The organism is Enterovibrio norvegicus (assembly GCF_002876705.1).
GTDB lineage: Bacteria > Pseudomonadota > Gammaproteobacteria > Enterobacterales > Vibrionaceae > Enterovibrio > Enterovibrio norvegicus_B.
The window spans coordinates 21,269-42,963 of sequence record NZ_MDAG01000004.1 but is presented as its reverse complement, the minus strand read 5'-3'; the positions used below and the strand labels follow the sequence as shown (position 1 = coordinate 42,963).

The following is a 21,695-nucleotide window of genomic DNA, read 5'->3' as shown; positions in this document are numbered from 1 at the left end:
GGGTATTCGGATTTAAGTGTGTACGAATAAATAACTAACTTGTAGAATCATAGTTATGCGATTCGGATTATAGTGAGTATAGAGTGATAGATTTAAGACACGGAGATTGCTTAGAGCTAATCAAATCAATACCTAGCAATAGCGTTGATTTGGTGTGTGCGGATATGCCATATGGAACAACGCGTTGTAAGTGGGATACTTTAATAGACCTTGATGCTTTATGGCCTGAACTTAAACGAGTAACGAAAGAGAGAGCTGCGATTGTTCTCTTTGCTCAAACTCCTTTTGACAAAGTTCTTGGTGCTTCAAATCTGCCTATGTTGCGCTATGAGTGGATCTGGGAAAAGAACACTTCTACAGGTCATTTAAACGCCAAAAAGATGCCGATGAAAGCGCATGAGAACGTACTTGTCTTTTACAAGAAGCTCCCTGTTTACAATGCTCAAAAAACCACAGGCCACAAAAGAAAGGTCGCAATTAGAAGCCAAGACAATAGCGACTGTTATGGAAAGCAAGACAAGTTAACCAGATATGACTCAACCGAGAGATATCCTCGCTCTGTTCAAAAGTTTGACAGTGACCGATACAAAGAAAACTTACACCCAACTCAAAAGCCTGTTTCTTTGCTCGAGTACATAATCAAAACGTATAGCAATGAAGAAGATGTTGTACTGGATTTTTGTATGGGTTCAGGTACTGCAGGAGTTGCAGCTAAGAGTTTGAGAAGATCATTTATTGGGTTCGAGAAAGAGCGCAAATACTTTGATATCGCGTCTGCTCGTATCGGTGAAATTGAATCCCCTGAGGGTTCAAATAGCATACATCACACTTCAAAAGGGGCATACTTCACACATAAAATAAGAACGGAAAAAACTGAGCAAATTGTAATGAAAGCAATTCACGAACTACGCTTGGCAAACAAGAGAGTTAGCAAAGCTGCAGTTGCACGAGAGTGTGGCGTATCTCGAGAGCAAATATCAAAACGTTACTCTTACTTGTTTGAGGTTGCTAATGCCGCTTCTTAATCTCCCAAATGTTGTAGTTAGAAACTTAGAAGAAGACGATGAGAGCTATGTTATTCATGCTGAATCTTCGGTAGCAATAAGGGATTGTCCTGAGTGCAGGTCGGCTGAATCTGTTGTAATCGGAAAGCGCATTCAGGGTTTTGTCGATACTCAGATGCACGCTAAGACAGTCCGTATCAGCTTCACTAGAAAACGCCTGAAGTGTAAGCCCTGTGGTAAGACGTATTTCGAACCGTTGGAGTGGCTTCACGAAGATTTCAGGATGCCAAAGCGCACTGTTGACTACATAGTTAAGCGTGCTGCTAAGGTTCCGTTCTTGAGCGTAGCCAGTGAGCTTGGCGTTGATGAGAAGACGATCAGAAATGTATTCGCTAACTACGTTACTGCTATTGAAAATAAGCATGACTGGCAAGCGCCGCGAGTTCTTGGTATCGATGAGACGCACTTTAGCCAGAAAATGCACCTTGTAATGACTGACATCGAGAAGAGAACTCTTCTGGATATGCGTAAGGACAGATCGCAAGACGCCACTCAAAAGGCGATCATGCGTCTTCGTGGATGGAAGAACATAGAGATCGTTTGTATTGATATGTGGCGACCATACCACCGTGCAGTTAAGCAGCTCATACCCAATGCAGTGGTTGTTGTAGACCGATTTCATGTTGCGAAAATGGCGGGCGAAGCTATGGAGAAAGCCCGTAAATCTGTTCGTGCGGAGTTGACAGTAAAAGAGCGTAAGAAACTCAAGAATGACCGCAAAATTCTTCTAAAACGCCGAGACAACATTAAAGGGTTAAATGAGTTAGCGTCTTTTGACTTCTGGACTAATGAGTATCCTCAGTTAATGGAAGTCTACAACGCTAAAGAGGGTTTCTTGGGTATGTGGGATATGCCTACCAGAAAGCAAGCTGAGGACTACTGGGAGAACTGGAAAAGCGTAGCAACTCCAACCGTCCGAAAATACTTTAGTGATGCCATTCGAGCGATAGATAACTGGCATGAGGAAATCTTTAATTGGTGGGATTATCCATACACTAATGCCGTCACAGAGAGTCTGAATAACTCCATAAAAGGAACCTTCAGGAACGGCAGAGGATACAGCTTTGAAGTGCTCAGGGCTAAATTGCTTTACACAAAAGGTGGACTTGAAACCACCATTGATTCACTTAACCAGCCGCGCCCAGAGCCTAACGAAATGATCTTGATTGATGAACCTGAAATGTCCTTTCATGGGTTCCGACATGACATGGTTAGGAAGCTATTTGAACAGCACATGAAACATCCAAATACACACAAGAAGAAATAACAGAGGTAGAGTATTGATTAGTATAAATTTTAATCAATACTCACTCTAATCCGCATACCCTCTATTTTAAGGCACGAAAAAAGCAGGTTTATTTGTTCGGGCGGTGATTGTTGGGTGTAGGTGTGAATGGGCTGAAATGGCAGCCCATCTTGCGAGATGTAGAGCGTTGCCTCGCTTCCTTCCTCGCCAGCTATGACCAGTTGATGAAGCCCTTCTTTCGTCACTGCGTAGTTTTTATTGCTTTCCAAAATCATAATATCTCCTTTATTGTGATTTCTTTAAACTTGGTCGGGCTTGAATTGTTTCTAGCTCTCAGTCGTAGGGATTTGAAATTAAATGAAAATCTGAATTTTTGCCATGTTCCCGCTAGTTCTCCCGCATCAAATGTCAATGTGCTTTCTTTGGACGAATCGCCGAAATAAACATCAAGCGCGACGTTTGATCCATCCGTGGTGAAAACCATCCCCTCGATCATGCATTCTCGCGGCGTTGCAAAATCAACAATCGTCATTGACGCCCCTGATCCCGTTGTAATAATCCCGTGTTCTCTCGTCCAGTCTTGAGAGGGCAGTGTCGGCCCCGGCAGTTGTAATGCGGGGCCAATGCAAAAATGCTCTCCTTGTCTTAGTGTGTGCCTCATGATTCTCCTTTTGTGTTGAGGTTGGTTTGTAACAAATCGGCGGCGGTTACGTTGCCGCTTTGCGTGATATTGACATTAAACAGCCAATCCTCGGCAAAGCGCTCAATTTCTTTATTTAAGCGCACCCCGCCCGCCGGGGCCTTGTGAATGACTAGCTGCGCATTATCTCTGTCATATGTGATTAAGCGCGCGGTGCCGGATTGGTGCATGTGAAGCAATGCGCGACTTTCGTGTGTGATGCCAGATTCTTCGCTTTTTGATTTGATTGTTTGTGGCCACACAATCAGATGGTGGTCCCCTTTATGAAACACGCCCGTTAATTCGCCGCCTTGCGCTTTCAATGCCTTGATTTTATCGAACGCCTGGTTTTGTTTGATGTTTAACTCTTTGATCTCTTTTCTGTAGATCTTGGCCTCCCGTTCCAATCTCGCGTTTTTTGCGTCTTTTTCTTTTCCGTTTTCTTTGAGCCGCTGGTTTTGCGCTTTGAGCTTTTGAGGGTTGTCGCCGCTTTTTAGTTGCGTGAGTTGCTTTTGCAGTTCGCCGCCGCGTTGACGTGACATGCTCAACTCGCGTTCAAGCTGATCAATGCGCGCGCGCTGGCTTGCCGCGACTTTTTCCATTCTGATTTTTTCATCGGCGACCAGTTTTGCAACGCCGAGAATTTCGTCACGCTCGGCGACCTGGGCCTCTAGTGCTTCAATCTGATTTTCTAGCCCCTTGGCGCGGTTTTTGTGGTGGTGGTAGTCGAGCTGACGCGCGCTCAGGGTGTTGATTTCCGCGGCCATTTCGTCCGAGTCTCGGATCATCCCGTTAAACAAACCGACAAACGTTTCTAAGCAATCGGCGGCGTCGTCGTTGAGTGTGATGGTGCGCTGGTCTGTCATAGCGAGATCTCTCTGTGTGTCGTTTGGTTTGTTGCCCGCTTCGCGCGTGGCTTTCGTTCGCATTCGCAGGCTTTACACCACCAATGAAAACCATCGGTGTTTTTGTGGCAGTGATGCCAAAACTCGGCGGTCGCGGGGTGAAAGTCGGTACATTTCGGACAGCGTTTTTCGATGCCAAACTCGCCCGTGATGGCCTGTCCGCGATTCAAGCGTTTGACATATAACCCCGGCGCGGGCAGATCGGGATAAACCGCCGCCAATACGTCTTTGATGGTTATTTCGAACTTTTCCGCGACCTCGGCGGCTTTGATGCCGTCGGCCAGCAAGGTGGCCATCAGGGTGATGTCGTGCGCGTCGATGGTGTTCATGCTTGGCCTTTTTTGTATTCGATTTTGATGGTTCCCAGGCGACTAAACACCGCCGCGAAGGTGTCAAGGTTGGGGCCTAAGTACGTGATCGCACTCCCTTTGGTGCAGTTCTTGTCGAGGCTGCCGTCGGGTTTGTAGTAATGCACCCGCTTATTCGGCATACATTGAGGAAAAGGCAGCAACTTTTTAAACCACGATTCGCTTGTGTTGGCGAACGTGATGATAATGGCCTCTTTCACGTTGCCCGCTTGGTATTCGGCAAGGAGTTTGCTGATCCAGTCGTCATTGCTCGGGATGGCGTGGTCGATGTGATGACCCCGATCAATACAGGTTTTTTTTCTGCATTTTGTGTGAGGCATTGGGCACGCCTTTTCGCCGCGGTGAAAAGGGTGATTCATCCATAATGTGGCCGCCGTCCAGGGCTGGGCCAGCCCGTCGTCGTGTTTGGTGAAAAATCGCACGGCTTTCACGTTGTCGTTTGCCGTGGCACAGCTTGCCGGATCTAGCTCGATGGTGCCGAGCGCCTGGCGCGCCGCGTCGGTCCATTCTGGCGGGGTGTAATATTCCACTTTCCCGCTGGTTTGGTTGACTAAGTTCGCGTTATTTTTTCCCATTTCAATGTCCCTTAAATGAAATCGTTTCGCGACCGCGCGGGGCGGCTCATGCTGGTTCTTGCGCTGCCCGTTCGGGTCGCTTGGGTGTCCACGCTGGTGACAAAGGAAAAGCAAAGCACGAGGCAAAGCGCTTTTAATATCCCGAGCTGAAACGCGCGGGCGATCATGTGCATCGGACTTTTTGCGCCCAGCTTTCGGCGAATGTCTTGCTCGATAAGTTTTAGCACCGGCGCACTGACGGCCAACTCTTTGGCCACGTCGGCCGGGGAAATCCCCGCCGCGTGACGGGTTAGGACCAGCAATTCATCAAAATCAAGCCCCGTCCCTGGGGCGCTGATGGGGTTAGTCATGGCGGAAATCCTCCAAGGTGACGCTGTCGAGCTGTTGCATCAATTTGCCCAGCGTGTTTTTCAATTCGTTGACTTGAAAATTCGCCGCGTTGACCAGGGCGTGCGCTTCTTCGTCGAGGTTGCTGTCGAGCGCTTTTTCTAATAATACCGAGGTGGCCAACTGCATGGCGGCGGCCGCTTGAACACATTGTTTTTGATTGCGCGTCACGCTATGGAACTCGGCCGGCGTGGTGATGCGTAGCACTGTAAGTTGACCGTCTAACATGGTGTATTCCTTTTGCGTTGTTTGTTTTGCTTTGGCGTTGTCGCCATGCACTGCAAAATGTTGTTAATTGATTGCTAAAAAACGCGGACCCCCCGCGCTTTTAGTGACGCTTATTTTTCAGTGAGCCAGGTGCCTTTGAATGCCAGGCGGCCGATCACGTCAATTTGTTTAAATTCGCTGTCGCTAAAGGATTGTAGCGGCGCGTGTTTTTCGTTGCTTGCGTACACGCTGTAACCTTTGCCGATGTCGCGGCGCACAAACCGAATAAACACATCCTCACCCATAACCAAGGCGTAAATGCCGCCGCTTTCAATCGTGGTTTTTGTCTTATCAAAAAGCACCATTTCACCGCGCTTGATGTCGGGGGCCATTGCGTCATCGGCGGTCGTCAAAAGATGCAAATACAGTTCATCCAATCCGCGTTTTTTCAATGCCTCCACGTTAAACGCGATCGGGTCATCGCGCCCGCCCTGGTTAACGTTGGCCACGGCGTATTTGTTGGTTTCGACCCCGATCCCGGGTTCGTCTGACCAGGCCGCTAAATATTGCGGCGTGGTGTCGAGCACCTTGGCCAGAAACGGGTATAAATCGGTCCCTGGGCTGCGCTGTGCGCATTCCCAGTTTTGCCACCGCCCGGTCGAGATAGGTTCAGGCGCAGCCAGTGACGCCGCCAATGCCGCCTCGCGCGCCGTCCAGCCTTTTAATAAACGCCGTGCGCGGAGGCGTTCGCCGGTGATTTCTTTCGTGTCTACTTTCATCATTTGGCCCTGTTCCGGGGGTGGTTTTGTTAGTGAGTTAACGCTTTTTAATGTGCTTTTGTCATGCCGTCGCCTATCAGGCGGCGTTTTATCGCTTAAATGTACCACAGAATGCGGAATTTGGCACACCTCGATCATTGTTATAACAACGATTTGTTGTTAATCTATGTCGCAAATCGCGGAAAGGACAACTTAATGAGGTTTCAAGACTGGATCAAAACGTTGGGTTTTGGTGGGCAATCACGGGTCGCGCGATTGCTCGATCTTAGCCCTAAAACGGTCAGTGAATGGATGAACTTGCGCCGTTCACCCAAGACGAAAGCCCGAAACGCGATCCGCCGAATCTCAGGAGGGAAGGTTGATTTCGCGTTGTTTGATATTGAATACGAACAAGCCATCGCCGAGCGAGAAGAAGCGATCGAGGCGGGGACAGTAGCATGATTCTAATGGCATTGGTGGGAGAGGGTAACGACACCGGCGACGCGGTGCATTTCGCCCTAACGCGAGAGCTGGGCGCGCCGCGTGTTCGCCGTGTCTTTGTGGGTTTTTTACCGTGCCAGGATGCGCGCATTCGCCGCTTGAACATCGAGGCCCGCACCCGTGGAAGCGACGAAAATGTCACCTTGGTGGTGGGGATTAACACCCCCGCCGAGGCTGACGCGATGCGAAATATGGGGGCGGTGGTCTGCCATCCCTACCGCCGCGGCCGTGTGTCGGCCATGGTCCCGGTCAGACCGTTGGATCTGATGATCAGCGCCGACCTGGTCCACCCTGAGCATGTGCTGGACGCTGTCGAGGCGTATTCCGAGTGCTTTACACGCCGCGCCGCCGCGCGCAAACAGCGCCGCACCCAGGGGGCCGCGTGAAGTTGGCTCAGGGGTCGGCGAGGCTGTGCAAGATGCCCCGATTCCGTGCCTTTTTGGCCGATAAGGTCGGCGCGTCGATTGAAACAGAAAACCAGGCCGCCGGCATTATTCGCCACGTGTGTGGCGTGAAATCCCGCGGCGAATTGAACACCAACGCCCGCGCCGCCGCTAATTATCACGCCCTGGTGCGATTATTTAACGATTGGCTTAATCAATCAAATCACGAGAAAAAATCATGAGTAAATCAAACCAGTTGTGTGTCACGAGCGAAAGTGATGCGGAGGCGCAGTTAAAAGCGCTGTATGGCGTGACTCCAATCCGCGCCGGTAGCAATAGGACACATGTGTTTTGGTGTGTGAAGAACAAACGGGCGGAAATGTCGCGCGCGACTCGCCACAAGAATGGCGAAGGAAAGCCGCTGTATATCGTTGATGTGAAGTAAGGGAAATCATGGCGAGCTGGGATGACATTTTTGACCAGTGGGCACGGTGGGTGCATTCCGGGTCATTGGTGCCGGCGGGCCAGTCCATATTGGGCAAGCTGATCGAGAATCAAGGTGTGTTTGGCGGCGGCGGTGGCGGCCCTGTTTTAGATTGCATCGAAGCCGAAGTCGAGGCAGCGGTGTTACGTTTGGCGGCAGAAGATACAGCAGCCGCGACCGTGTTTCGTATTGAGTGTGGTGCGCTTGGCTTTCATGTGCAAGACGACACCCAGCTCAAGCGCGCCCACCGCACCGGGATCAGCTTGCCCACCTATAAACGCCGCTTAAAGAAAGCGCGCGAAACCATTATCCAGCAATTAACCGAGAAGCGAGTAAAACGACATGCTTAAAACCTCCGATCCGAGTCATCCATTCAATCATGGCTACCGAGGCGAAACCCCGCGCGCGTCAAAAGTGACCAACCCCAAGGCCGCCGAGACTCGCCGCCGCATTGAAGACATTCACGAGCAGCGCCGTATGCGTGCCGAGCTTGAACTGTAGACCCAGACAACGCCGACAATGAAAACAACCGTGATTGCCTTTTCAGAGGCCAACATTAAAGCGCAACAAACCGGGGCCGCGATCACCTTGCGCGACCCAGGTTATAAAGCGTTGCGCTTTCGTTTCCATCAATCGCGCGTGTCGGGGTCGTGGTTCGTGGTGCGATCTGACGTGTGGTATTTCCTCGGGCATTGGCCGTTATTAACGGTGAAAGCCGTGAAAAAGGTCCTGCCGGAAAAGCTCGCCGCCCTGGCGATTAACAAATCGGTCTCGTTGCGCGAAACGTTCGACACCGTGGCCGACGTGCTGGGCTGGTACACCACCCGGATCAGCAAAGACGCTCACCGCTCAAGAGAGCGAAAAGCCTCAATACAAAGCGCGATCAAGTGTCACTTATTGCCCCGCCTGGGCGCGCTACCGCTCAAGGGATTAACCCGTCAAGCCCTCGATGACATGCTGATCTGGCCACTGCAAGAAACGCATTCACTCGCCACGGTCAAAGCCGTGTTATCTGTCCTAAAGCAAGCCTTTAAACAAGCTGACAAGGTCGGCCGCCTTGACGTCAACCCCTTGGCGGGCGTGGTGTTTACTGACTTTATCGCCGTGCCACTCAAAGAGAAAGACGGGCGATTGTTGGCCACGGACATCGAAACGGTGTTTAACGGCCTCTTAGATTGTGACCGCGTCACGCAATGCTTGGTCGTGATGTTGCTCGGTCATGGCACCCGCATCACCGAAACCCTGGCGGCGAAATGGTCAAACATTGATTTGGTGGATGGTTACTGGCGGTTGCCGATGGCCGACACCAAAACCAGCGAATGGCACAAACTGCCGTTAACCGTGGCCATGACGGCCTTTTTAACCGCCTACCGAGACACCCAAAAGCGCAAAGGTTATCGCGGCGTGTTTGTGTTCCCAGGGCATGGTCACGCCAAGCCATTAAGTTATTCAAGCGCAAGAAAACTCATTCAAAAAGTGAGTGTAAGCCAATGGTCCGCCCACGATTGCCGCAAAGCCTTAAAGACCATTTGCACCGAGGCATTAAGCATCAATGACGCGGTGAGTGAGCGCATTCTCAACCACGCCATGGACCGCACCCGCAAAGCCTACGACCAGGCACTTTATGACGTGCCCATGCTCAACGCACTGACGACATATCACACCTGGTTAGACACCCGCGGCTTTGAACGTTTACGCGCCGAGACAGAGACGAGATCGTCGCGATCTATTGAACACAACAACACAAGCGCCCGCGCGGCATGAGCCAGCAAAGCGACCATTTATCACAGGGGAATAAACAACATGGCAAGAGAATTGGAAAGTTTCCGCCGATTCGCTAAAGAGTTCGAGGCGATCGCAGCGGGTGAGAAAGCTGTAAGTGATGAGCAATTTAATTTAATTATCAGTGGCTTGGAGGCGTCAGTGTGTGCCGTGATTTGGCAGCGCGTCGCCAAAACGCTGGGGACCCTGGGGCCGAAAAAGTAAACCACGGGTGCGAGGCCCGCGGTATTTGGGAAATTTTCGGATTTTCTATGCGTCGGCAGCACTCTCGCCAGATCCCTGGCGAATCCTAGACGGGGCAAGGGCTGACCACTGCCGAAATGATCCTTTTTAATTGAGTGTGATGTCGATGCGTTACTTAAATATCAGTCAAATCGCGACCATGTTCGCCTTGAGTCGCGACACGGTGCGAAAGCGTCTGCGATCGGCAGGTGTGGCCCCGGCGAAGCGCGGCGATCGCCGCATTGATTTGTATGACATGGCGGCCGTGGGGCCGGCCTTGTTTGGGTAAGCTTAATCACCTGTGGGGTGAATAAGGAGAAGGGAAAGTGATGATTAGTGATTGGAAGCAGGCGTATAAATTATGGAGCGTACAGTGTGCGCTATTGTTGGCCCTGGTTAACGTACTATTGGCGGCGCTGCCTGCGCTGCAAGACGTCATGAGTGTGACCGTGTATGCGGTGGTGAATGCGGCCCTTGCGGGCGGGGTCGCGCTGCTGCGCGTGTTGGCTCAAATCCCTGTCGAGGCGCTTGCCGGCAATGACCAGTAACACCGAGCAAGAAAAGAAAGAAAAACGCCGTGCCGATGATCGTCGCCGTAAAGCAAACCAACGCGCCCGCGAGAAAGCCGCGGCCAACGCCAAGGCGAACCAGTTCGGCGCGGAAAATGTCACGCTGACATTCACCCATGCCGATCGTGAGCGCCTGGACGACATGCGCCAAAAACGCGCGGTGGCGGGGGAGCCTTACACCCGCGAAGAATATATCGCCGAACTTATCCAGCAAGACGCCGAACGCTACCAAGCGCAAGTGGCCGCCCTGGGCTGTTGTGGGAAATGTAAATCCCCCTTGCCCGCCGGGTGCGGTGACACGTTTCGCGGCGATGGCGAATGTTGGCGAACCTGGCAACACAAGGAATTGATGTTATGAAATTAAGCCACAAACGAAAAATCGCGCACAAGAAAGGCACCCGACGTTTACGCCTGGCCGTGGTGTTTTCTTGGTCCGAAGCATTGAGTGATAAGGGCCGCGCCGAGGCGGTAGACCTTCGCGTCATGGCTATGCGAGAAAGACGCCTCGCGCGTTTGGAAGCGCAAAGGCTGCGCCCTTTTCGCCGGTTTGGTGAGGCGGTGCGCCGATTCTCGCGCGCCCTGGGGGCGGCGCTGGGCATGACCACGACCGTGACGTCACGCGCGGACATCACCCCGCAAGCGTGACATGTCACGCCATGAAATCCGCCAACATGGGGTTAAGTGTGATAAAGGTCAACAACGAAAAGTTTTTTTAACAACAAAACGTTGTTTTTGGTGAGCTATTGCCGTATCGTTTTTCATAACGTGGTTTTATTGCGTCCAACGGACGGACAAAGCCAACCCTCTCAGCAAGCAAGCAGCGTTAGCCCTCCCGTCAAACGGAGGGCTTTTTTTATGCCTATGAATACAGTCCTTGATCGTTTCACCGAATGGAAAGGGCGGCTTATTGCATACGGTGGCGGCGGTGGCGTTTACGTTTACAGCTCGGATTCTGTCGCCACGGTCCAACATGCACCCCAAGCCGCGCAACAAGCTACCGATATTCTGCACTATTACATCATCCCTGGCGTGACCGTTGGGTCAACGTTATCCATTTTGGGTATCACTGCCGTGATCGTTCGGCTCGTGTTCGACATTTGGAAATATTTTGACGAGCGCCCCTATCGCAAGAAAAAGGCGGCCGCCGAATGAATGGGATTAAACGTGTTCTTTGTTCTGTTGCCGCGGTCGCGGCCCTGATCACCGGCGGCGTCACCTCGACGCAACCGGCTTACACCGCCCCAATCGGGGCCGTGCTGGTTGATGGCCAACCGGCGGGCACCTTGGCGATTTCGCCGCGGGCGCTCGATGTTGTTGGCAACGCCGAAGGGTGTCGCCGTGATCCGTACCGTTGCCCCTCGGGGCTGGTCACGAACGGGGTAGGCAACACCCACGGCGTGATAGACGCGTTGGTCAGCGATGAGCAAATCGCGAAAGACTGGGTGAAAAACATTCAGTCCGCTGAGCAATGCCTGTTTGCCTGGCAAGGCGCGCCCGCGCTAACGCAAGGGCAGGTTGACGCGTTCACCAGTTTTATTTTCAACACCGGTTGCACCCGTTTTCGCCATAACCGCGACGGCAGCGAAACCCGCATCGGCTATTTCGTGCGAACAGGGCAATACGCGCAAGCCTGCGAACAGCTCACCCGCTGGGTGTACGGCGGCGGGGTGAAATTGCCCGGCCTGGTCTCGCGCCGAAACGTTGAAAAGTCCATCTGTCTCACCCCATAAGGCGACGGCATGATCATCAATAAATTAAAAGCCATTCTGGCGGCGACCGTGTTCGCCGCTGGGGCTGTTTTGCTGTGGCGGCTCGATGCCGTGACCGACGAGCGCGACGCCGCCCTCGGCGCACTTGGCCAGCTAGAGCAAAGCAACACGCAATTGCGCGAAGACTTGGCCGCCGAACGGCGCGAACTGGTCGCCATGTCGCGCAGTTATGAACACGAACAAACCCGCGTGGCGGCGTTGGTGCTTGATTTAGAGCAAGCCAACCGCGCCCGCGCCAAGAGTCAAAAGGATTTTGAAGATGCGGCGAAACAATCAGATTGTGGTGGCTTGCCTTTGCCTGATGACCTTATCCGCTTGCGCCGTGAGCGAACCACCGCCACCGCCAGTTAAAACCGCTGTCATTTATCGCACCCCGCCCGCCGCGTACACGGTGGATTGTGTGGTCCCGCCATTTACGGGGAACACCTGGGCCGACTTGGCCGCGGATAACGCGGCATTGATTGCGGTGATAACCGCCTGCGACAAACGGTTTAAATACATTCGCGCCTGGCGCAATACGCCGCCATCGCCAACCGAAAACGACCCGAGCCAATAGGGGATCACTCTCACTATCACTTGAACGACGCCCAAACGGCTCGGGTCGCGCTACGTTCAAGGGGGGAAAGTGGGAACGATCAGCAACCTCGACGACGCGCGCACCCGCAATATTTCACAAATCGCCCACATGTTCGAATTGCACCGCGACACGGTGCGCAAGCGTTTGAAAGAAGCGCTGGTCAAGCCCGCAGGGAAAAAGTCCGGGGTCGATGTGTATGCGATGGCCGATGTGGGGCCGGCTTTGTTTTCTGCCGAAGTGGGCAACAAAAGCGAAGACGATTACGACCCCAACAAAATGGCCCCAAAAGATCGAAAGGATTTCTTTCAATCCGAGCGCGAGCGCCTGAAATTTCAAACCGAGATCGGCGAGTTAATCCCCGATAGCGAATACCGCCTCGACTTGGCCGCCACGCTGAAATATTTGGTCAGTGCGTTCGAGTCGCTGCCGGATAACTTAGAGCGTCGCTATAAAGTGCCGCCCGAAGTGCTAGAACACGTTGAAAAATGGGCCGATGAAAATCGCGCCTGGATATACAACAAAGTGTTAGAGGTCGATGCCGATGCACGTTAGCTACGCCTCGCCCGCGAAGGTTCGCCGCGACGTGGCCAACCTGATCAAACCGCCGAACCGTGAGCCAGTGTCGCAAAGCGCGCGCCGGTTGTTGTACGTTGAACAAGGCGGTTCAATGGTCCCGTGGGACGGTGACCTGGTCCCGTACATTCACGAGCCACAAGATTGTTTGAAATCGCGCCTTTACAGTGCCGTGATATTTGTCGGCCCGGCGCGAACGTCGAAAACCGTTAGCCTCATTGATGGCTGGGTGTGTGACACCATCGTCAACAACCCCGGCGATTTTCTTCTGGTGCAAATTAGCCAGGACAAAGCCCGCGAGTTCTCACAAAAGCGCCTGGCGCGTGAGTTTAACGCCAGCCCGGAAATCTTGGCGGCCCTATCGCCGCGGGCGCATGACAACAACGTTCATGACAAAGTCTTTAAAGCCGGCAACTTTTTAAAAATTGGCTGGCCCTCGAAAAACATTTTCGCCTCGTCAGATTGGAAGAACGTTGCGATCACCGATTACGATCGCATTCCGCTCAACGTGGACGGCGAAGGCTCGGCGTTTTTGTTGGCGTCCAAACGGACACAAACGTTCATGTCCTCGGGCATGACACTCGCCGAAGGCTCGCCCGGTTTTCACATTACCGATCCGATGTACCGCGTCAGCTCGCCGCACGAAGCGCCGCCGACCGAGGGCATTTTGTCGCTGTACAACCAAGGCGACCGCCGCTTGTTTTATTGGCAGTGTCCCGAGTGTGGCGAATGGTTCGAGCCTGATTTCCCGCTGTTGCAATGGGACCGAGACATCACCGATCCGGGCAAAGCCGCGAAAGAGGTGTTTATCGGGTGCCCCCATTGCGGCAGCTTGCACAGTGAAGGCCAGCGAATGCCGGGCGGCTTGTCGTTAAAAATGACGCTCAACACCGCCGGACTTTGGGTCCCGCAAGGGTGCGCCGTGGACCAAAACGGCGTGGTAACAGGCCAACGCCGAGACACCCGCATTGCGAGTTTCTGGCAAAAAGGCCCGACCGCCGCGTTTCAGACCTGGAACGAGCTTGTTTATAAATACCTGTCGGCGCTTGCCGCGTATGAGAAAACCGGCAGCCTCAACGATTTACAAACCACGGTCAACACGGACCAAGGAAAACCATTTACGCCGCCGCGTAAAGGGAACCAAAACGCCCATGACATGATGCAGCGCCGCACCGAACTAGGTGTGCGCGTGGTGCCGCCGTGGGCGCGGTTCCTCACCGCCGCCGTTGACGTTCAAGCCGGGGCAAAAACGGCCCGCTTTGACGTCATGGTGCTGGCCTGGGGTTCTGAATTGGAATGCCAGGTGATCGACCGCTACAAGATTGAAAAATCCAAGCGCGTCGATCCGGATAACCCGGACACGTTCGTCCGGGTCAATCCGGCGGCGTATATCGAAGATTGGGATCTGTTGGTTGAGCGTGTCATTAACAAATCTTACGCCCTCGACGACGACACCGGCCGGCGGATGCCCGTCATGCTCACCGCGTGCGACTCGGGCGGCGAGGATGGCGTGTCAGACAACGCCTATGAGTTTTATCGAAAGCTCAAAGGCGAGGGGTTAACCCGGCGTTTCATGTTGATAAAGGGCCGCGGCACTGGACCTGTCATGCTGGAAAGTTTCCCGGACAACACCAAGCGAAGCGACCGCAAAGCGCGCGCCTATGGCGATGTGCCGTTGTACTTACTCAACACGGATCGAATCAAAGACACCGTGGCCAACGCCCTAGAACGTCCCGAGCCTGGCCGCCGTTATGTCCATTTTCCGAAGTGGTTACCCGAAACGTTTTTCGACGAATTGCTCGCCGAAGAAAGGCTCGCCAACGGCAGGTGGGACCAAGTATCTAAGCGCAACGAAACGCTTGATTTGTTCGTCTACAACTGGGCGTGCATTTACAAACGAAAAGCCGATCGCATTGATTGGAGCGCGCCGCCCGCCTGGGCCGTGCCTATCAATGAAAGCTCGGAATTACTAACCGGCGACGGTGACACGGTGACGTTACCCACGCGCCGCCGCCGCGCATCCAGTGTGTAAAAGGTGGTTATGGCATTTACAACCGAAGACCTCGTTCAACTCGACGAGGCGATCGTCGGCGCAGAGCTGACGGTGAAAATTGACGGCCGCGAAATCACCTACCGCTCGATGGCCGATTTGCGCCAGGCCCGCCGCATGGTGGTCCGCGCCTTGGCGCGTCAAGCGGGCGTGAAAGCCAACCCACTGGCGGGCATTACTACCCGATTGGATAGGGGGATTCGCTGATGGGCGTCATTGTCGGCCTAAACGGTCAACCGCTGGCCTCGCAACCCTACGAGGGGGCAACACGCGCCCCACGCGGGGAAGGCTGGACCGCGCCCTCGGTCGGACCGAACCGCGCCCTGGCCAGCGCCGCGAAACCCTTGCGAAACCGCACCCGTGCGGGGTATCGAAATTCGCTGCTCATGCGCTCGGGCCTGAACAAGAACACCACCAACGAGGTCGGCAAAGGGTTCACCCTGTTAAGTACCTGCATCGATGACACCTTTCGCCAGGCCAGCAATGGACTGTGGAAAATTGTTGCCAATGAACTCGACCCCTGGGGCGATTTGAATTTCGGCGGCTTGCTGCATTTGGCCGTGTTATCGCGCCGCATGTCCGGCGAGGTGTTTATCCGCCGTGTGCATCGCCGCATTGATGCCGGTCTCGAAGTGCCGGTCCAGGTCGAACTGTTAGAGGCCGACATGTGCCCGCACGACTTAAACCGCCGTTTAAGTCCGACGCGCCGCATCATTCAAGGCATCGAGTTTGATGGAAAGAAAAAGGTCGCGGTGTGGTTTTACAAAGCGCACCCGGACGACGGCATCGACGTCGCGAGCTTAAACCAGCTCGAACGCGTGCCCGCGCGAGACGTGATCCACCATTACAAACCCAGCCGCCCCGGCCAGGTTCGCGCCGAGCCAGAAACCGCCGCGGTGCTATTGAAAGATCGCACCTATCACGAATATGACGACGCCGAACTGGTGCGCAAAAAAGACCGCTCCGCGTTCACGGGCGCGTTATACCGCGAAAGTTTCGGCGAGGATGATTGGGAATTTGACCCGCACACGGGCAAAGCAAAGTTTGCGGATTCAACCGCGCATGACACGTCCGAGACGGTGCGCGCCGGCACCATGTTGCGCATGTTGCCCGGTGAAAAATTGCAATTGTTCGACGGTGACGACACCGGCGCGGGGTACAAAGATTTTGTCCGGGCGCAATGGCTGTTGATGTCCGCCGGGCAAGAGATCCCGTATCCGTTGCTCACGGGTGATTGGGAAGGGTTAAACGATCGCCTGGTGCGCGCCATGCTCAACGAGTACCGCCGCGCGATTGGGTTTGATCAGACCAACTTATCCGGCTTTCAAGTGGTCCAGGGGATTTGGCGCTGGGTGATTGAAGCGGCGATCTTGGTCGGCAAGCTCGACGCCCCAGGGTTCGCCAATGACCGCTGGAAATATTTTGCCCTCGACATTCGCCCCGACGCCTTTAAGCACTTGCACCCAGAGCAAGACATTAACGCGCGTAACAAGGCGGTGTCGTCGCACATCTCGAACGCCGAGCGCGAGGCGGCCGAATACGGCACCGACATCGAGAACAACATGCGTATAAATGCGCGCCTGCTCAAACAGTGGGAAGACATTTGCGCCGAAGAAAAGGTGACGACCCCGAGCAAGCTCGGCGGCTTGTTCACCCCTCAAGACAACCCCGGAGCGATAACCGATGAAACATAAGTTCGCCCTGAATTATTTGATGTCTCAGCCCTGGGCGCTGGATCAGGCGTTGCTGTCACTGATGAGCGACATCGCCAACCGTGACGCGGCCACGCTCACCTTGGACGATTTCGCCCCCGAGTCACTGGCGGGGAAAGCCGGCAAAGCGCTCACCCGCGGCATGGAAAAACGCGAGGGCGGCGTCGCCCTGATCCACGTCAACGGCGTGATTAGCCGTTACGCCAGTTTGTTTACCAACATTTGCGGCGGCACCACCACCCAATTGTTGGCGACCGACTTCACCGCGGCCCTGAATGACCCGGCCATTAAAGCCATCGTGCTCGATGTCGATTCCCCCGGCGGGGAAGCAAAAGGCATTCACGAACTGGCCGAAATGATTTACCAAGCCCGCGGCAAAAAGCGCGTGATCGCCTACGTGGGCGGCATGGCGTGTTCCGCGGCATATTGGATTGCGAGCGCCTGCGACGAGATTGTCATCGATGCCACGGGCAGCGCGGGCAGCATCGGCACCGTGCTCGAAATGCGCCGCCGCAAGCCGCGCGAGGATGACGAATTCGAAACCATCGAAATCGTGTCCAGCCAATCCCCGAACAAGCGCCAAGACCCTGGCACAGAAACCGGGCGCGCCGCGTATCAAGACCACCTCGACAACTTGGCCGAAGTGTTCGTCCAGCGCGTGGCCCGAAACATGGCCGTCAGCCGTGACACCGTGATTAATGAATTCGGCGGCGGCGGGATCTTGATTGGTCAAGCCGCGGTTGATAAAGGCATGGCTCACCGTCTCGGGAGCCTAGAGGGCGTGATCGCCGAACTTAAAACAGGAAAAAAAGCCACTATGGACCCAAATACCCAGACAAACGCCAGTGATAACACCGTCCCGGTGGTGCTGTCGCTGCCCGGCGCGGACGTGATGAGCGCGAGCGACCTGGTTGCCGCCATCACCGAACAGCGCCCCGACGCGATCGCCGCCCTTGCGCCGACCCCTGACATGGCCCTCGCCCATGCGGCCGACCTGGTGCAAGCGTGCGCCGTGGCGGGCTTGCCGGCGTTGTCGGCGTCCTTGCTCAAAGAGGGCGTCACCAAAGCCCACGCGGACACCACCATCAAAATGGCGGGCGAGTTAAAAGACACCCTGGCGGCCGCGGGCCTGTCGGGCAGCCTTGACACCGTACTGGCGAGCATCGACAACCCGGTCGCCATGGTGGGCAAAGCCATTCACGAAGCCAAAGCCGCGAGCGATGAGTCCAGCGACCAAACCCGCGTGGTGACGGACACCGAAAAGAAAACCACCTCCCTCAATAGCAAAGACATTTACGCCAACCGTTAAACGGCGGGCGTGTTTATCCTCCTATCACAGTAAGGAAAGAACATGACGATTACACACATGCGCGCGCGCATTGGTGCTCACGTGGCGGGCGAAGTGGATGCCGTGTCACGCGATAGCATTGTCGTAGTGGGTGGCCCGTATGCCTCGGGCACCGTGCTTGGTCAAAATGACGATGGCACTTTTACGCAATTGGACATCACCGTCGATGCACCCGAAGCGGGCACCGCCGCGGCGGTCCTGTATGGCCACATTGACACCGCTGACGAAACCCCGGCCGTCGCCCATGCCCGCGTGTGCGCCTTGTATGACGCCAAGCTGACCTGGCCGCCGGCCATCACCTCAGTGCAAAAAGAAGCCGCCATCGCGGCGTTGGCAGTAAAAAATATCGTCCTGCGCTAAGCGCGGGGCGTTTCCCCTGATTTTTCAAAGAGAGCCATCCCTATGGAATTGCAACAAGCCCTAGAATCTGAAAAGTTTTCCCTGCGTGAACTGACGGCGGCCATCAACAACGTGACCGTCCCTCGTACCCGCCTTGCTGAATTGAAATTGTTCGAAGAAAAAGGCATTAGCACCACCTCGATCGAAATCGAATACAAAGACGGTCAAATTCAACTGGTGCAGGACGTTGAACGCGGTGCAGACGGTGAGCCGCTTGATGATCCAGACCGAAAGACCGTGACGTTCAAAGCGCTACATTTGCCGGTGCCAGCGAGCATCATGGCCGATGAAATTCAAAACACCCGCGCCTTTGGCGAAGAAGACGAACTCGAATCGTTACAGGCTGTGATTGACGAAAAAGCCGAGATTGTTCGTCAAAGCATCGACATCACGATCGAGTATTTTCGCTTTGGTGCGATTTTCGGCAAGGTCTACAACAAAAAAGGCGTGGTGGTGCTGGATTTGTTTAAGGCGTTTGACATCAAAGAGACCGACGGCGAAAACCACATCGACTTTAACAAGCCGTTGCCCGTTCAACTGTTGGACGTAAAACGCGCCTCAGAAAAGCAGATCAAAGGCCCGAAAGCGCGCGCATTCCGTGTATTGTGCCGCCCGGCCTTTTTTGACCAAATGCTCGGCGATGAAAGTTTCGAAAAGGCGTTCAATCGCTACAACAACGGCGAAGCGCTACGCGAAGATGTGCGCCGCGGTGTGTCCTGGCAGGGTGCATTCTGGGAAGAATACGACGAGAAATTCGGCGACAAAGACCCGATGCCGGAGAAATACGGCGCGGTGATGGTGCCGGAAGGCAAGCCAGGTTTATTCCTGACCCGCTTTGCGCCCGCGAACTACAGCGAAACGGTCAACACCAAAGGCTTGCCGTACTACGTCAAATCTGAGCCGAAGAAGTTCAACAAAGGCGTGGATCTAGAAGGCCAGTCTAACCCGTTGAACCTATGCACCAGCCCACTGTCGGTGCGTCGCATTAAGTTCACACCGAAAACCATCACGCCGGCGCAATAATGGCGCGCCGTGACCCGTTCGAGCGGGCTGCCAAGCGGATCGTGAAGCGCCTCGGTCGCCCGGTCAAACTGGTGACACAAAACGGGGTCACGGTGCCCCTGGTCGGGGTGTTCAATCGCCCCGAAAAGGACGTCGTCACCAAAGGCAAGCGCGGGCAACTCACGTTAAAAGCGGGCGTGCCCACGCTGACCGTGGTGTCGGAAGATTGCCCCGCGTTGCACCAAGACATTCGCGTGTTTATCGATAACAGCGAGTTTTACCCGGTGCCGTCCCAATCGTTTGACGACGGCGCGGGCTGCATGGTTATCGTGCTCGCGGATGCCGTCCCAGACAGCAATTTCGAGGATGAACAGGCCGATGGCGGAAAATGGCGTTAACGTTGAGGTGAATTTTGCGCGCGCATTAAGGGACATCACCGCGCGCATTCAAGCCACCCCGGCGCAATTGACCAAGGCCAGCGAGCGGGCCATGAAAAAAACCATTCGCTGGCTATCGGGACGCGTGGCCAAAGAACTGGGCCAGCAACTCGGGGTGCCGCAAAAGGTGTTGAAAAAACGCCTATTAGTACGCACCGCGGGCAAAGGCTCGGATCAGGTGCATATTTTGTGGTTAGGGGCGCGGCCCCTGGCGGCAGAAAACGCCGGCAAGGCCCGACAATCCCGCAAGGGCGTCACCGTGGGCAAACGTCAATTTGAGGGCGCGTTTTATCGGGCGGTTTACAACGCCGATCCGAATGTGTGGATACGTGCCCGCCGCAACCAGGGTTACACCACGCTCACCCAAAAACCGCGCAAGCCAAGCGGCCAGAAACTCGCCCCCGAATACGCGGGGCGGTTTCCGGTTCAACGCCTGGGCGTCGAAATTGAAACCGTCGCCGCCGAAATATTCCGCCGGCTTAATCGGCGCGCCATTGACCGGTTCAACACCTTGATTGAACAAGAATTGAATTTCGCGGTTAACCATGAAAAAGCCAAGTGAGGGCGCGTATGCGTGATGATGATTTTACGCGGATACATGCCGCGCAAACGGCCGTGTTTGCGGCCGCGATGCCGCAAAGTTTTCAAGTGTCAGATTACGCCCCGGAAATGCTCACCGGCCACACGGCCATACAAACCCCCTCGATATTGCTCGAAGTGGTGGCCGTGAAACCGGGCGAGAAACGATCCGGCGGCCGCCTGGCGCTGAATGTGGAATTTTGCGCGCATTGCATCTTGAGCCTGAAAACGGCCAACGTGCAAATGGAAGTGCGCAACGTGGCCGCGCGGGTGTTGCAAGTGGTGGACTTAAACCGCTGGGGCTTGGACAACGCCGAGCAGCCGCGGCAGTTGAGCGCGTTTCCGGGCATGTTTAGTGAAAAGCTCGGGTTTGAAAGCTGGGTCGTGTCCTGGGAGCAGGATTTCCACCTCGGTGACGTGGATCTGGGTGATGACTGGTTACCCGCCGAGGTGTATCTCGGCGAGGCCCCAAACATCGGCGCGGCGCACATCGACAACTACGAGAAAATCAGCCCATGAGTGACCCCCAACTGACCGCCATTTATCAACGCCTGGAAGAGCTGGAACGCCGCCTCGCGCAAATGGTGATCCGCGGCAAAATACACGCCGTGGACCCCGTGAAACATGTTGCCCGCGTGGCCTACGGGCCGCGCGGTCAGCAGCAGTTAACCGGGTGGCTTCATTGGAAACCGTCACGCACGGGCAAGGCCATTGTGTGGTGGTGTCCTGAGATTGGCGAAGGCGTCACGGTGATCAGCGATGGCGATGTCTCCCTCGGGGAAATATTGCCCGGCAGTTATCACGGGGAATTCCCCGCGCCCAGCCAAGACCCCGACGAGTTTTTGATTCAATTCGGCGACGGGTCAAAAGTGAGCCATCACCGCGGCACCCACAAACTCGACGTGGTGAACGTGGGCGACGTCAATATCACCACACACCAAAACATTCACGTGAAATGCAACGGCCAAGCCACCGTGAACGCCGGGGGCGAGATCATCGCCAACGGCAGCCAGATAAAACTGAACGGCGGGGCCGGGGTGGTCACGGGGGAATGTGTGTGTCATTTCACAGGCAAACCACACGGCGACATTTCGTCGCAAGTGATTGCCGGTAAATAAA

Annotated in this window: 36 protein-coding genes; 28 read left to right on the top strand and 8 right to left on the bottom strand. The window is 54.7% G+C overall.

Features of this window, described 5'->3' with window-relative positions; genetic code table 11:
• The first annotated feature begins 83 nt into the window (after positions 1 to 83).
• Entirely contained in the window at positions 84 to 1,025 is a 942-nt protein-coding gene (locus BCT27_RS02495) for a DNA-methyltransferase (protein WP_198597497.1), read from the top strand.
• Entirely contained in the window at positions 1,012 to 2,331 is a 1,320-nt protein-coding gene (locus BCT27_RS02490) for an ISL3 family transposase (protein ID WP_102394952.1), read from the top strand. Before BCT27_RS02495 ends, BCT27_RS02490 begins: the two co-directional genes overlap by 14 nt.
• Before the next feature lie 29 nt (positions 2,332 to 2,360).
• Here the strand turns inward: BCT27_RS02490 and BCT27_RS02485 are convergent, their stop codons facing one another.
• From BCT27_RS02485 to BCT27_RS02450, 8 genes are all read right to left on the bottom strand, one after another.
• The gene (locus BCT27_RS02485) at positions 2,361 to 2,585 is read right to left on the bottom strand and encodes a hypothetical protein (RefSeq protein WP_102394951.1); all 225 of its coding nucleotides are present in this window, start codon (positions 2,583 to 2,585) and stop codon (positions 2,361 to 2,363) included.
• Positions 2,582 to 2,971: a hypothetical protein gene (locus BCT27_RS02480; RefSeq protein ID WP_102394950.1), complete on the bottom strand. Its 390-nt coding sequence runs from the start codon at positions 2,969 to 2,971 to the stop codon at positions 2,582 to 2,584. Before BCT27_RS02480 ends, BCT27_RS02485 begins: the two co-directional genes overlap by 4 nt.
• Positions 2,968 to 3,756: a coiled-coil domain-containing protein gene (locus BCT27_RS02475; protein ID WP_133153365.1), complete on the bottom strand. Its 789-nt coding sequence runs from the start codon at positions 3,754 to 3,756 to the stop codon at positions 2,968 to 2,970. The genes BCT27_RS02480 and BCT27_RS02475 overlap by 4 nt, the downstream gene beginning before the upstream one ends.
• A 95-nt stretch (positions 3,757 to 3,851) precedes the next feature.
• Positions 3,852 to 4,223 carry a hypothetical protein gene (locus tag BCT27_RS02470; protein WP_102394948.1) on the bottom strand — a complete coding sequence of 124 codons (372 nt, stop codon included), beginning with the start codon at positions 4,221 to 4,223 and terminating at the stop codon, positions 3,852 to 3,854.
• The gene (locus tag BCT27_RS02465; protein ID WP_102394947.1) at positions 4,220 to 4,837 is read right to left on the bottom strand and encodes a DNA N-6-adenine-methyltransferase; all 618 of its coding nucleotides are present in this window, start codon (positions 4,835 to 4,837) and stop codon (positions 4,220 to 4,222) included. The genes BCT27_RS02470 and BCT27_RS02465 overlap by 4 nt, the downstream gene beginning before the upstream one ends.
• An 11-nt stretch (positions 4,838 to 4,848) precedes the next feature.
• Complete coding sequence (locus tag BCT27_RS02460; RefSeq protein ID WP_102394946.1) at positions 4,849 to 5,187, bottom strand: MalT transcriptional regulator family protein; 339 nt, start codon at positions 5,185 to 5,187, stop codon at positions 4,849 to 4,851.
• Positions 5,180 to 5,452, bottom strand: coding sequence for a hypothetical protein (locus tag BCT27_RS02455; protein WP_102394945.1), 273 nt, complete (start codon positions 5,450 to 5,452; stop codon positions 5,180 to 5,182). Before BCT27_RS02455 ends, BCT27_RS02460 begins: the two co-directional genes overlap by 8 nt.
• Positions 5,453 to 5,562: 110 nt before the next feature.
• Positions 5,563 to 6,213, bottom strand: a complete 651-nt coding sequence (locus BCT27_RS02450; protein ID WP_102394944.1) for an XRE family transcriptional regulator — start codon at positions 6,211 to 6,213, stop codon at positions 5,563 to 5,565.
• Between the two features lie 192 nt (positions 6,214 to 6,405).
• Here BCT27_RS02450 and BCT27_RS02445 point away from each other — a divergent pair, with 192 nt between their 5' ends.
• The 26 genes from BCT27_RS02445 to BCT27_RS02330 all read left to right on the top strand — a co-directional run bounded on the left by BCT27_RS02445 (position 6,406) and on the right by BCT27_RS02330 (position 21,694).
• Positions 6,406 to 6,651, top strand: a complete 246-nt coding sequence (locus BCT27_RS02445) for a helix-turn-helix domain-containing protein (RefSeq protein WP_102394943.1) — start codon at positions 6,406 to 6,408, stop codon at positions 6,649 to 6,651.
• Entirely contained in the window at positions 6,648 to 7,076 is a 429-nt protein-coding gene (locus BCT27_RS02440; RefSeq protein ID WP_102394942.1) for a hypothetical protein, read from the top strand. Before BCT27_RS02445 ends, BCT27_RS02440 begins: the two co-directional genes overlap by 4 nt.
• Positions 7,073 to 7,315 carry a hypothetical protein gene (locus tag BCT27_RS02435; protein WP_133153363.1) on the top strand — a complete coding sequence of 81 codons (243 nt, stop codon included), beginning with the start codon at positions 7,073 to 7,075 and terminating at the stop codon, positions 7,313 to 7,315. Before BCT27_RS02440 ends, BCT27_RS02435 begins: the two co-directional genes overlap by 4 nt.
• The gene (locus BCT27_RS02430; protein ID WP_102394940.1) at positions 7,312 to 7,518 is read left to right on the top strand and encodes a hypothetical protein; all 207 of its coding nucleotides are present in this window, start codon (positions 7,312 to 7,314) and stop codon (positions 7,516 to 7,518) included. Before BCT27_RS02435 ends, BCT27_RS02430 begins: the two co-directional genes overlap by 4 nt.
• Positions 7,519 to 7,526: 8 nt before the next feature.
• Positions 7,527 to 7,907, top strand: a complete 381-nt coding sequence (locus tag BCT27_RS02425; protein WP_102394939.1) for a hypothetical protein — start codon at positions 7,527 to 7,529, stop codon at positions 7,905 to 7,907.
• Positions 7,900 to 8,058: a PA3496 family putative envelope integrity protein gene (locus BCT27_RS25455; protein ID WP_157939228.1), complete on the top strand. Its 159-nt coding sequence runs from the start codon at positions 7,900 to 7,902 to the stop codon at positions 8,056 to 8,058. Before BCT27_RS02425 ends, BCT27_RS25455 begins: the two co-directional genes overlap by 8 nt.
• A gap of 18 nt (positions 8,059 to 8,076) precedes the next feature.
• Positions 8,077 to 9,321, top strand: coding sequence for a tyrosine-type recombinase/integrase (locus tag BCT27_RS02420; RefSeq protein ID WP_102394938.1), 1,245 nt, complete (start codon positions 8,077 to 8,079; stop codon positions 9,319 to 9,321).
• A gap of 39 nt (positions 9,322 to 9,360) precedes the next feature.
• A complete protein-coding gene (locus BCT27_RS02415) occupies positions 9,361 to 9,543 on the top strand; it encodes a hypothetical protein (protein WP_102394937.1) in 183 nt (60 codons plus the stop codon).
• A 347-nt stretch (positions 9,544 to 9,890) separates the two neighbouring features.
• A complete protein-coding gene (locus BCT27_RS02410) occupies positions 9,891 to 10,109 on the top strand; it encodes a DUF7940 domain-containing protein (protein ID WP_102394936.1) in 219 nt (72 codons plus the stop codon).
• The gene (locus BCT27_RS02405; protein ID WP_102394935.1) at positions 10,099 to 10,488 is read left to right on the top strand and encodes a hypothetical protein; all 390 of its coding nucleotides are present in this window, start codon (positions 10,099 to 10,101) and stop codon (positions 10,486 to 10,488) included. The genes BCT27_RS02410 and BCT27_RS02405 overlap by 11 nt, the downstream gene beginning before the upstream one ends.
• Positions 10,485 to 10,775: a hypothetical protein gene (locus tag BCT27_RS02400; protein WP_102394934.1), complete on the top strand. Its 291-nt coding sequence runs from the start codon at positions 10,485 to 10,487 to the stop codon at positions 10,773 to 10,775. The genes BCT27_RS02405 and BCT27_RS02400 overlap by 4 nt, the downstream gene beginning before the upstream one ends.
• Positions 10,776 to 10,985: 210 nt before the next feature.
• Entirely contained in the window at positions 10,986 to 11,282 is a 297-nt protein-coding gene (locus BCT27_RS02395) for a hypothetical protein (RefSeq protein WP_102394933.1), read from the top strand.
• On the top strand, positions 11,279 to 11,860 hold the full coding sequence (locus BCT27_RS02390) for a lysozyme (protein WP_102394932.1): 582 nt from the start codon (positions 11,279 to 11,281) through the stop codon (positions 11,858 to 11,860). The genes BCT27_RS02395 and BCT27_RS02390 overlap by 4 nt, the downstream gene beginning before the upstream one ends.
• 9 nt (positions 11,861 to 11,869) lie before the next feature.
• Entirely contained in the window at positions 11,870 to 12,250 is a 381-nt protein-coding gene (locus BCT27_RS02385) for a hypothetical protein (RefSeq protein WP_102394931.1), read from the top strand.
• Positions 12,159 to 12,455 (top strand): Rz1-like lysis system protein LysC, encoded by a 297-nt coding sequence (gene lysC, locus BCT27_RS26035; protein WP_422386134.1) that lies wholly within the window; start codon positions 12,159 to 12,161, stop codon positions 12,453 to 12,455. Before BCT27_RS02385 ends, lysC begins: the two co-directional genes overlap by 92 nt.
• A gap of 69 nt (positions 12,456 to 12,524) precedes the next feature.
• The gene (locus BCT27_RS02380; protein ID WP_102394930.1) at positions 12,525 to 13,028 is read left to right on the top strand and encodes a DUF1441 family protein; all 504 of its coding nucleotides are present in this window, start codon (positions 12,525 to 12,527) and stop codon (positions 13,026 to 13,028) included.
• A complete protein-coding gene (locus BCT27_RS02375) occupies positions 13,018 to 15,081 on the top strand; it encodes a phage terminase large subunit family protein (protein WP_157939226.1) in 2,064 nt (687 codons plus the stop codon). Before BCT27_RS02380 ends, BCT27_RS02375 begins: the two co-directional genes overlap by 11 nt.
• Before the next feature lie 9 nt (positions 15,082 to 15,090).
• On the top strand, positions 15,091 to 15,306 hold the full coding sequence (locus BCT27_RS02370; RefSeq protein ID WP_102394928.1) for a phage head-tail joining protein: 216 nt from the start codon (positions 15,091 to 15,093) through the stop codon (positions 15,304 to 15,306).
• A complete protein-coding gene (locus tag BCT27_RS02365) occupies positions 15,306 to 16,793 on the top strand; it encodes a phage portal protein (protein ID WP_102394927.1) in 1,488 nt (495 codons plus the stop codon). The genes BCT27_RS02370 and BCT27_RS02365 overlap by 1 nt, the downstream gene beginning before the upstream one ends.
• Positions 16,783 to 18,120, top strand: coding sequence for a S49 family peptidase (locus tag BCT27_RS02360; protein WP_102394926.1), 1,338 nt, complete (start codon positions 16,783 to 16,785; stop codon positions 18,118 to 18,120). Before BCT27_RS02365 ends, BCT27_RS02360 begins: the two co-directional genes overlap by 11 nt.
• Positions 18,121 to 18,162: 42 nt before the next feature.
• Positions 18,163 to 18,519 (top strand): head decoration protein, encoded by a 357-nt coding sequence (locus BCT27_RS02355; RefSeq protein WP_102394925.1) that lies wholly within the window; start codon positions 18,163 to 18,165, stop codon positions 18,517 to 18,519.
• A 42-nt stretch (positions 18,520 to 18,561) separates the two neighbouring features.
• Positions 18,562 to 19,581 carry a major capsid protein gene (locus tag BCT27_RS02350; RefSeq protein ID WP_102394924.1) on the top strand — a complete coding sequence of 340 codons (1,020 nt, stop codon included), beginning with the start codon at positions 18,562 to 18,564 and terminating at the stop codon, positions 19,579 to 19,581.
• Positions 19,581 to 19,958 carry a head-tail joining protein gene (locus BCT27_RS02345; protein WP_102394923.1) on the top strand — a complete coding sequence of 126 codons (378 nt, stop codon included), beginning with the start codon at positions 19,581 to 19,583 and terminating at the stop codon, positions 19,956 to 19,958. The genes BCT27_RS02350 and BCT27_RS02345 overlap by 1 nt, the downstream gene beginning before the upstream one ends.
• Positions 19,939 to 20,559, top strand: a complete 621-nt coding sequence (locus BCT27_RS02340) for a hypothetical protein (RefSeq protein ID WP_102394922.1) — start codon at positions 19,939 to 19,941, stop codon at positions 20,557 to 20,559. The genes BCT27_RS02345 and BCT27_RS02340 overlap by 20 nt, the downstream gene beginning before the upstream one ends.
• Before the next feature lie 8 nt (positions 20,560 to 20,567).
• Positions 20,568 to 21,095: a hypothetical protein gene (locus BCT27_RS02335; RefSeq protein WP_102394921.1), complete on the top strand. Its 528-nt coding sequence runs from the start codon at positions 20,568 to 20,570 to the stop codon at positions 21,093 to 21,095.
• On the top strand, positions 21,092 to 21,694 hold the full coding sequence (locus tag BCT27_RS02330; RefSeq protein ID WP_102394920.1) for a phage baseplate assembly protein V: 603 nt from the start codon (positions 21,092 to 21,094) through the stop codon (positions 21,692 to 21,694). Before BCT27_RS02335 ends, BCT27_RS02330 begins: the two co-directional genes overlap by 4 nt.
• Position 21,695 lies beyond the last annotated feature (1 nt).

Bases quoted from the DNA above. Each gene is read 5' to 3' on its own strand.
- BCT27_RS02490 (WP_102394952.1), top strand. From the start codon at position 1,012: ATGCCGCTTCTTAATCTCCCAAATGTTGTAGTTAGAAACTTAGAAGAA.
- BCT27_RS02485 (WP_102394951.1), bottom strand. From the start codon at position 2,585: ATGATTTTGGAAAGCAATAAAAACTACGCAGTGACGAAAGAAGGGCTT.
- BCT27_RS02470 (WP_102394948.1), bottom strand. From the start codon at position 4,223: ATGAACACCATCGACGCGCACGACATCACCCTGATGGCCACCTTGCTG.
- BCT27_RS02460 (WP_102394946.1), bottom strand. From the start codon at position 5,187: ATGACTAACCCCATCAGCGCCCCAGGGACGGGGCTTGATTTTGATGAA.
- BCT27_RS02365 (WP_102394927.1), top strand. From the start codon at position 15,306: ATGGGCGTCATTGTCGGCCTAAACGGTCAACCGCTGGCCTCGCAACCC.
- BCT27_RS02385 (WP_102394931.1), top strand. From the start codon at position 11,870: ATGATCATCAATAAATTAAAAGCCATTCTGGCGGCGACCGTGTTCGCC.
- BCT27_RS02390 (WP_102394932.1), top strand. From the start codon at position 11,279: ATGAATGGGATTAAACGTGTTCTTTGTTCTGTTGCCGCGGTCGCGGCC.
- BCT27_RS02400 (WP_102394934.1), top strand. From the start codon at position 10,485: ATGAAATTAAGCCACAAACGAAAAATCGCGCACAAGAAAGGCACCCGA.
- BCT27_RS02430 (WP_102394940.1), top strand. From the start codon at position 7,312: ATGAGTAAATCAAACCAGTTGTGTGTCACGAGCGAAAGTGATGCGGAG.
- lysC (WP_422386134.1), top strand. From the start codon at position 12,159: ATGCGGCGAAACAATCAGATTGTGGTGGCTTGCCTTTGCCTGATGACC.
- BCT27_RS02350 (WP_102394924.1), top strand. From the start codon at position 18,562: ATGGAATTGCAACAAGCCCTAGAATCTGAAAAGTTTTCCCTGCGTGAA.
- BCT27_RS02410 (WP_102394936.1), top strand. From the start codon at position 9,891: ATGATTAGTGATTGGAAGCAGGCGTATAAATTATGGAGCGTACAGTGT.
- BCT27_RS02375 (WP_157939226.1), top strand. From the start codon at position 13,018: ATGCACGTTAGCTACGCCTCGCCCGCGAAGGTTCGCCGCGACGTGGCC.
- BCT27_RS02355 (WP_102394925.1), top strand. From the start codon at position 18,163: ATGACGATTACACACATGCGCGCGCGCATTGGTGCTCACGTGGCGGGC.
- BCT27_RS02450 (WP_102394944.1), bottom strand. From the start codon at position 6,213: ATGATGAAAGTAGACACGAAAGAAATCACCGGCGAACGCCTCCGCGCA.
- BCT27_RS02345 (WP_102394923.1), top strand. From the start codon at position 19,581: ATGGCGCGCCGTGACCCGTTCGAGCGGGCTGCCAAGCGGATCGTGAAG.
- BCT27_RS02395 (WP_102394933.1), top strand. From the start codon at position 10,986: ATGCCTATGAATACAGTCCTTGATCGTTTCACCGAATGGAAAGGGCGG.
- BCT27_RS02360 (WP_102394926.1), top strand. From the start codon at position 16,783: ATGAAACATAAGTTCGCCCTGAATTATTTGATGTCTCAGCCCTGGGCG.
- BCT27_RS02475 (WP_133153365.1), bottom strand. From the start codon at position 3,756: ATGGCCGCGGAAATCAACACCCTGAGCGCGCGTCAGCTCGACTACCAC.
- BCT27_RS02480 (WP_102394950.1), bottom strand. From the start codon at position 2,971: ATGAGGCACACACTAAGACAAGGAGAGCATTTTTGCATTGGCCCCGCA.
- BCT27_RS02405 (WP_102394935.1), top strand. From the start codon at position 10,099: ATGACCAGTAACACCGAGCAAGAAAAGAAAGAAAAACGCCGTGCCGAT.
- BCT27_RS02425 (WP_102394939.1), top strand. From the start codon at position 7,527: ATGGCGAGCTGGGATGACATTTTTGACCAGTGGGCACGGTGGGTGCAT.
- BCT27_RS02445 (WP_102394943.1), top strand. From the start codon at position 6,406: ATGAGGTTTCAAGACTGGATCAAAACGTTGGGTTTTGGTGGGCAATCA.
- BCT27_RS02415 (WP_102394937.1), top strand. From the start codon at position 9,361: ATGGCAAGAGAATTGGAAAGTTTCCGCCGATTCGCTAAAGAGTTCGAG.
- BCT27_RS02370 (WP_102394928.1), top strand. From the start codon at position 15,091: ATGGCATTTACAACCGAAGACCTCGTTCAACTCGACGAGGCGATCGTC.
- BCT27_RS02330 (WP_102394920.1), top strand. From the start codon at position 21,092: ATGAGTGACCCCCAACTGACCGCCATTTATCAACGCCTGGAAGAGCTG.
- BCT27_RS02420 (WP_102394938.1), top strand. From the start codon at position 8,077: ATGAAAACAACCGTGATTGCCTTTTCAGAGGCCAACATTAAAGCGCAA.
- BCT27_RS02335 (WP_102394921.1), top strand. From the start codon at position 20,568: ATGCGTGATGATGATTTTACGCGGATACATGCCGCGCAAACGGCCGTG.
- BCT27_RS25455 (WP_157939228.1), top strand. From the start codon at position 7,900: ATGCTTAAAACCTCCGATCCGAGTCATCCATTCAATCATGGCTACCGA.
- BCT27_RS02340 (WP_102394922.1), top strand. From the start codon at position 19,939: ATGGCGGAAAATGGCGTTAACGTTGAGGTGAATTTTGCGCGCGCATTA.
- BCT27_RS02440 (WP_102394942.1), top strand. From the start codon at position 6,648: ATGATTCTAATGGCATTGGTGGGAGAGGGTAACGACACCGGCGACGCG.
- BCT27_RS02465 (WP_102394947.1), bottom strand. From the start codon at position 4,837: ATGGGAAAAAATAACGCGAACTTAGTCAACCAAACCAGCGGGAAAGTG.
- BCT27_RS02455 (WP_102394945.1), bottom strand. From the start codon at position 5,452: ATGTTAGACGGTCAACTTACAGTGCTACGCATCACCACGCCGGCCGAG.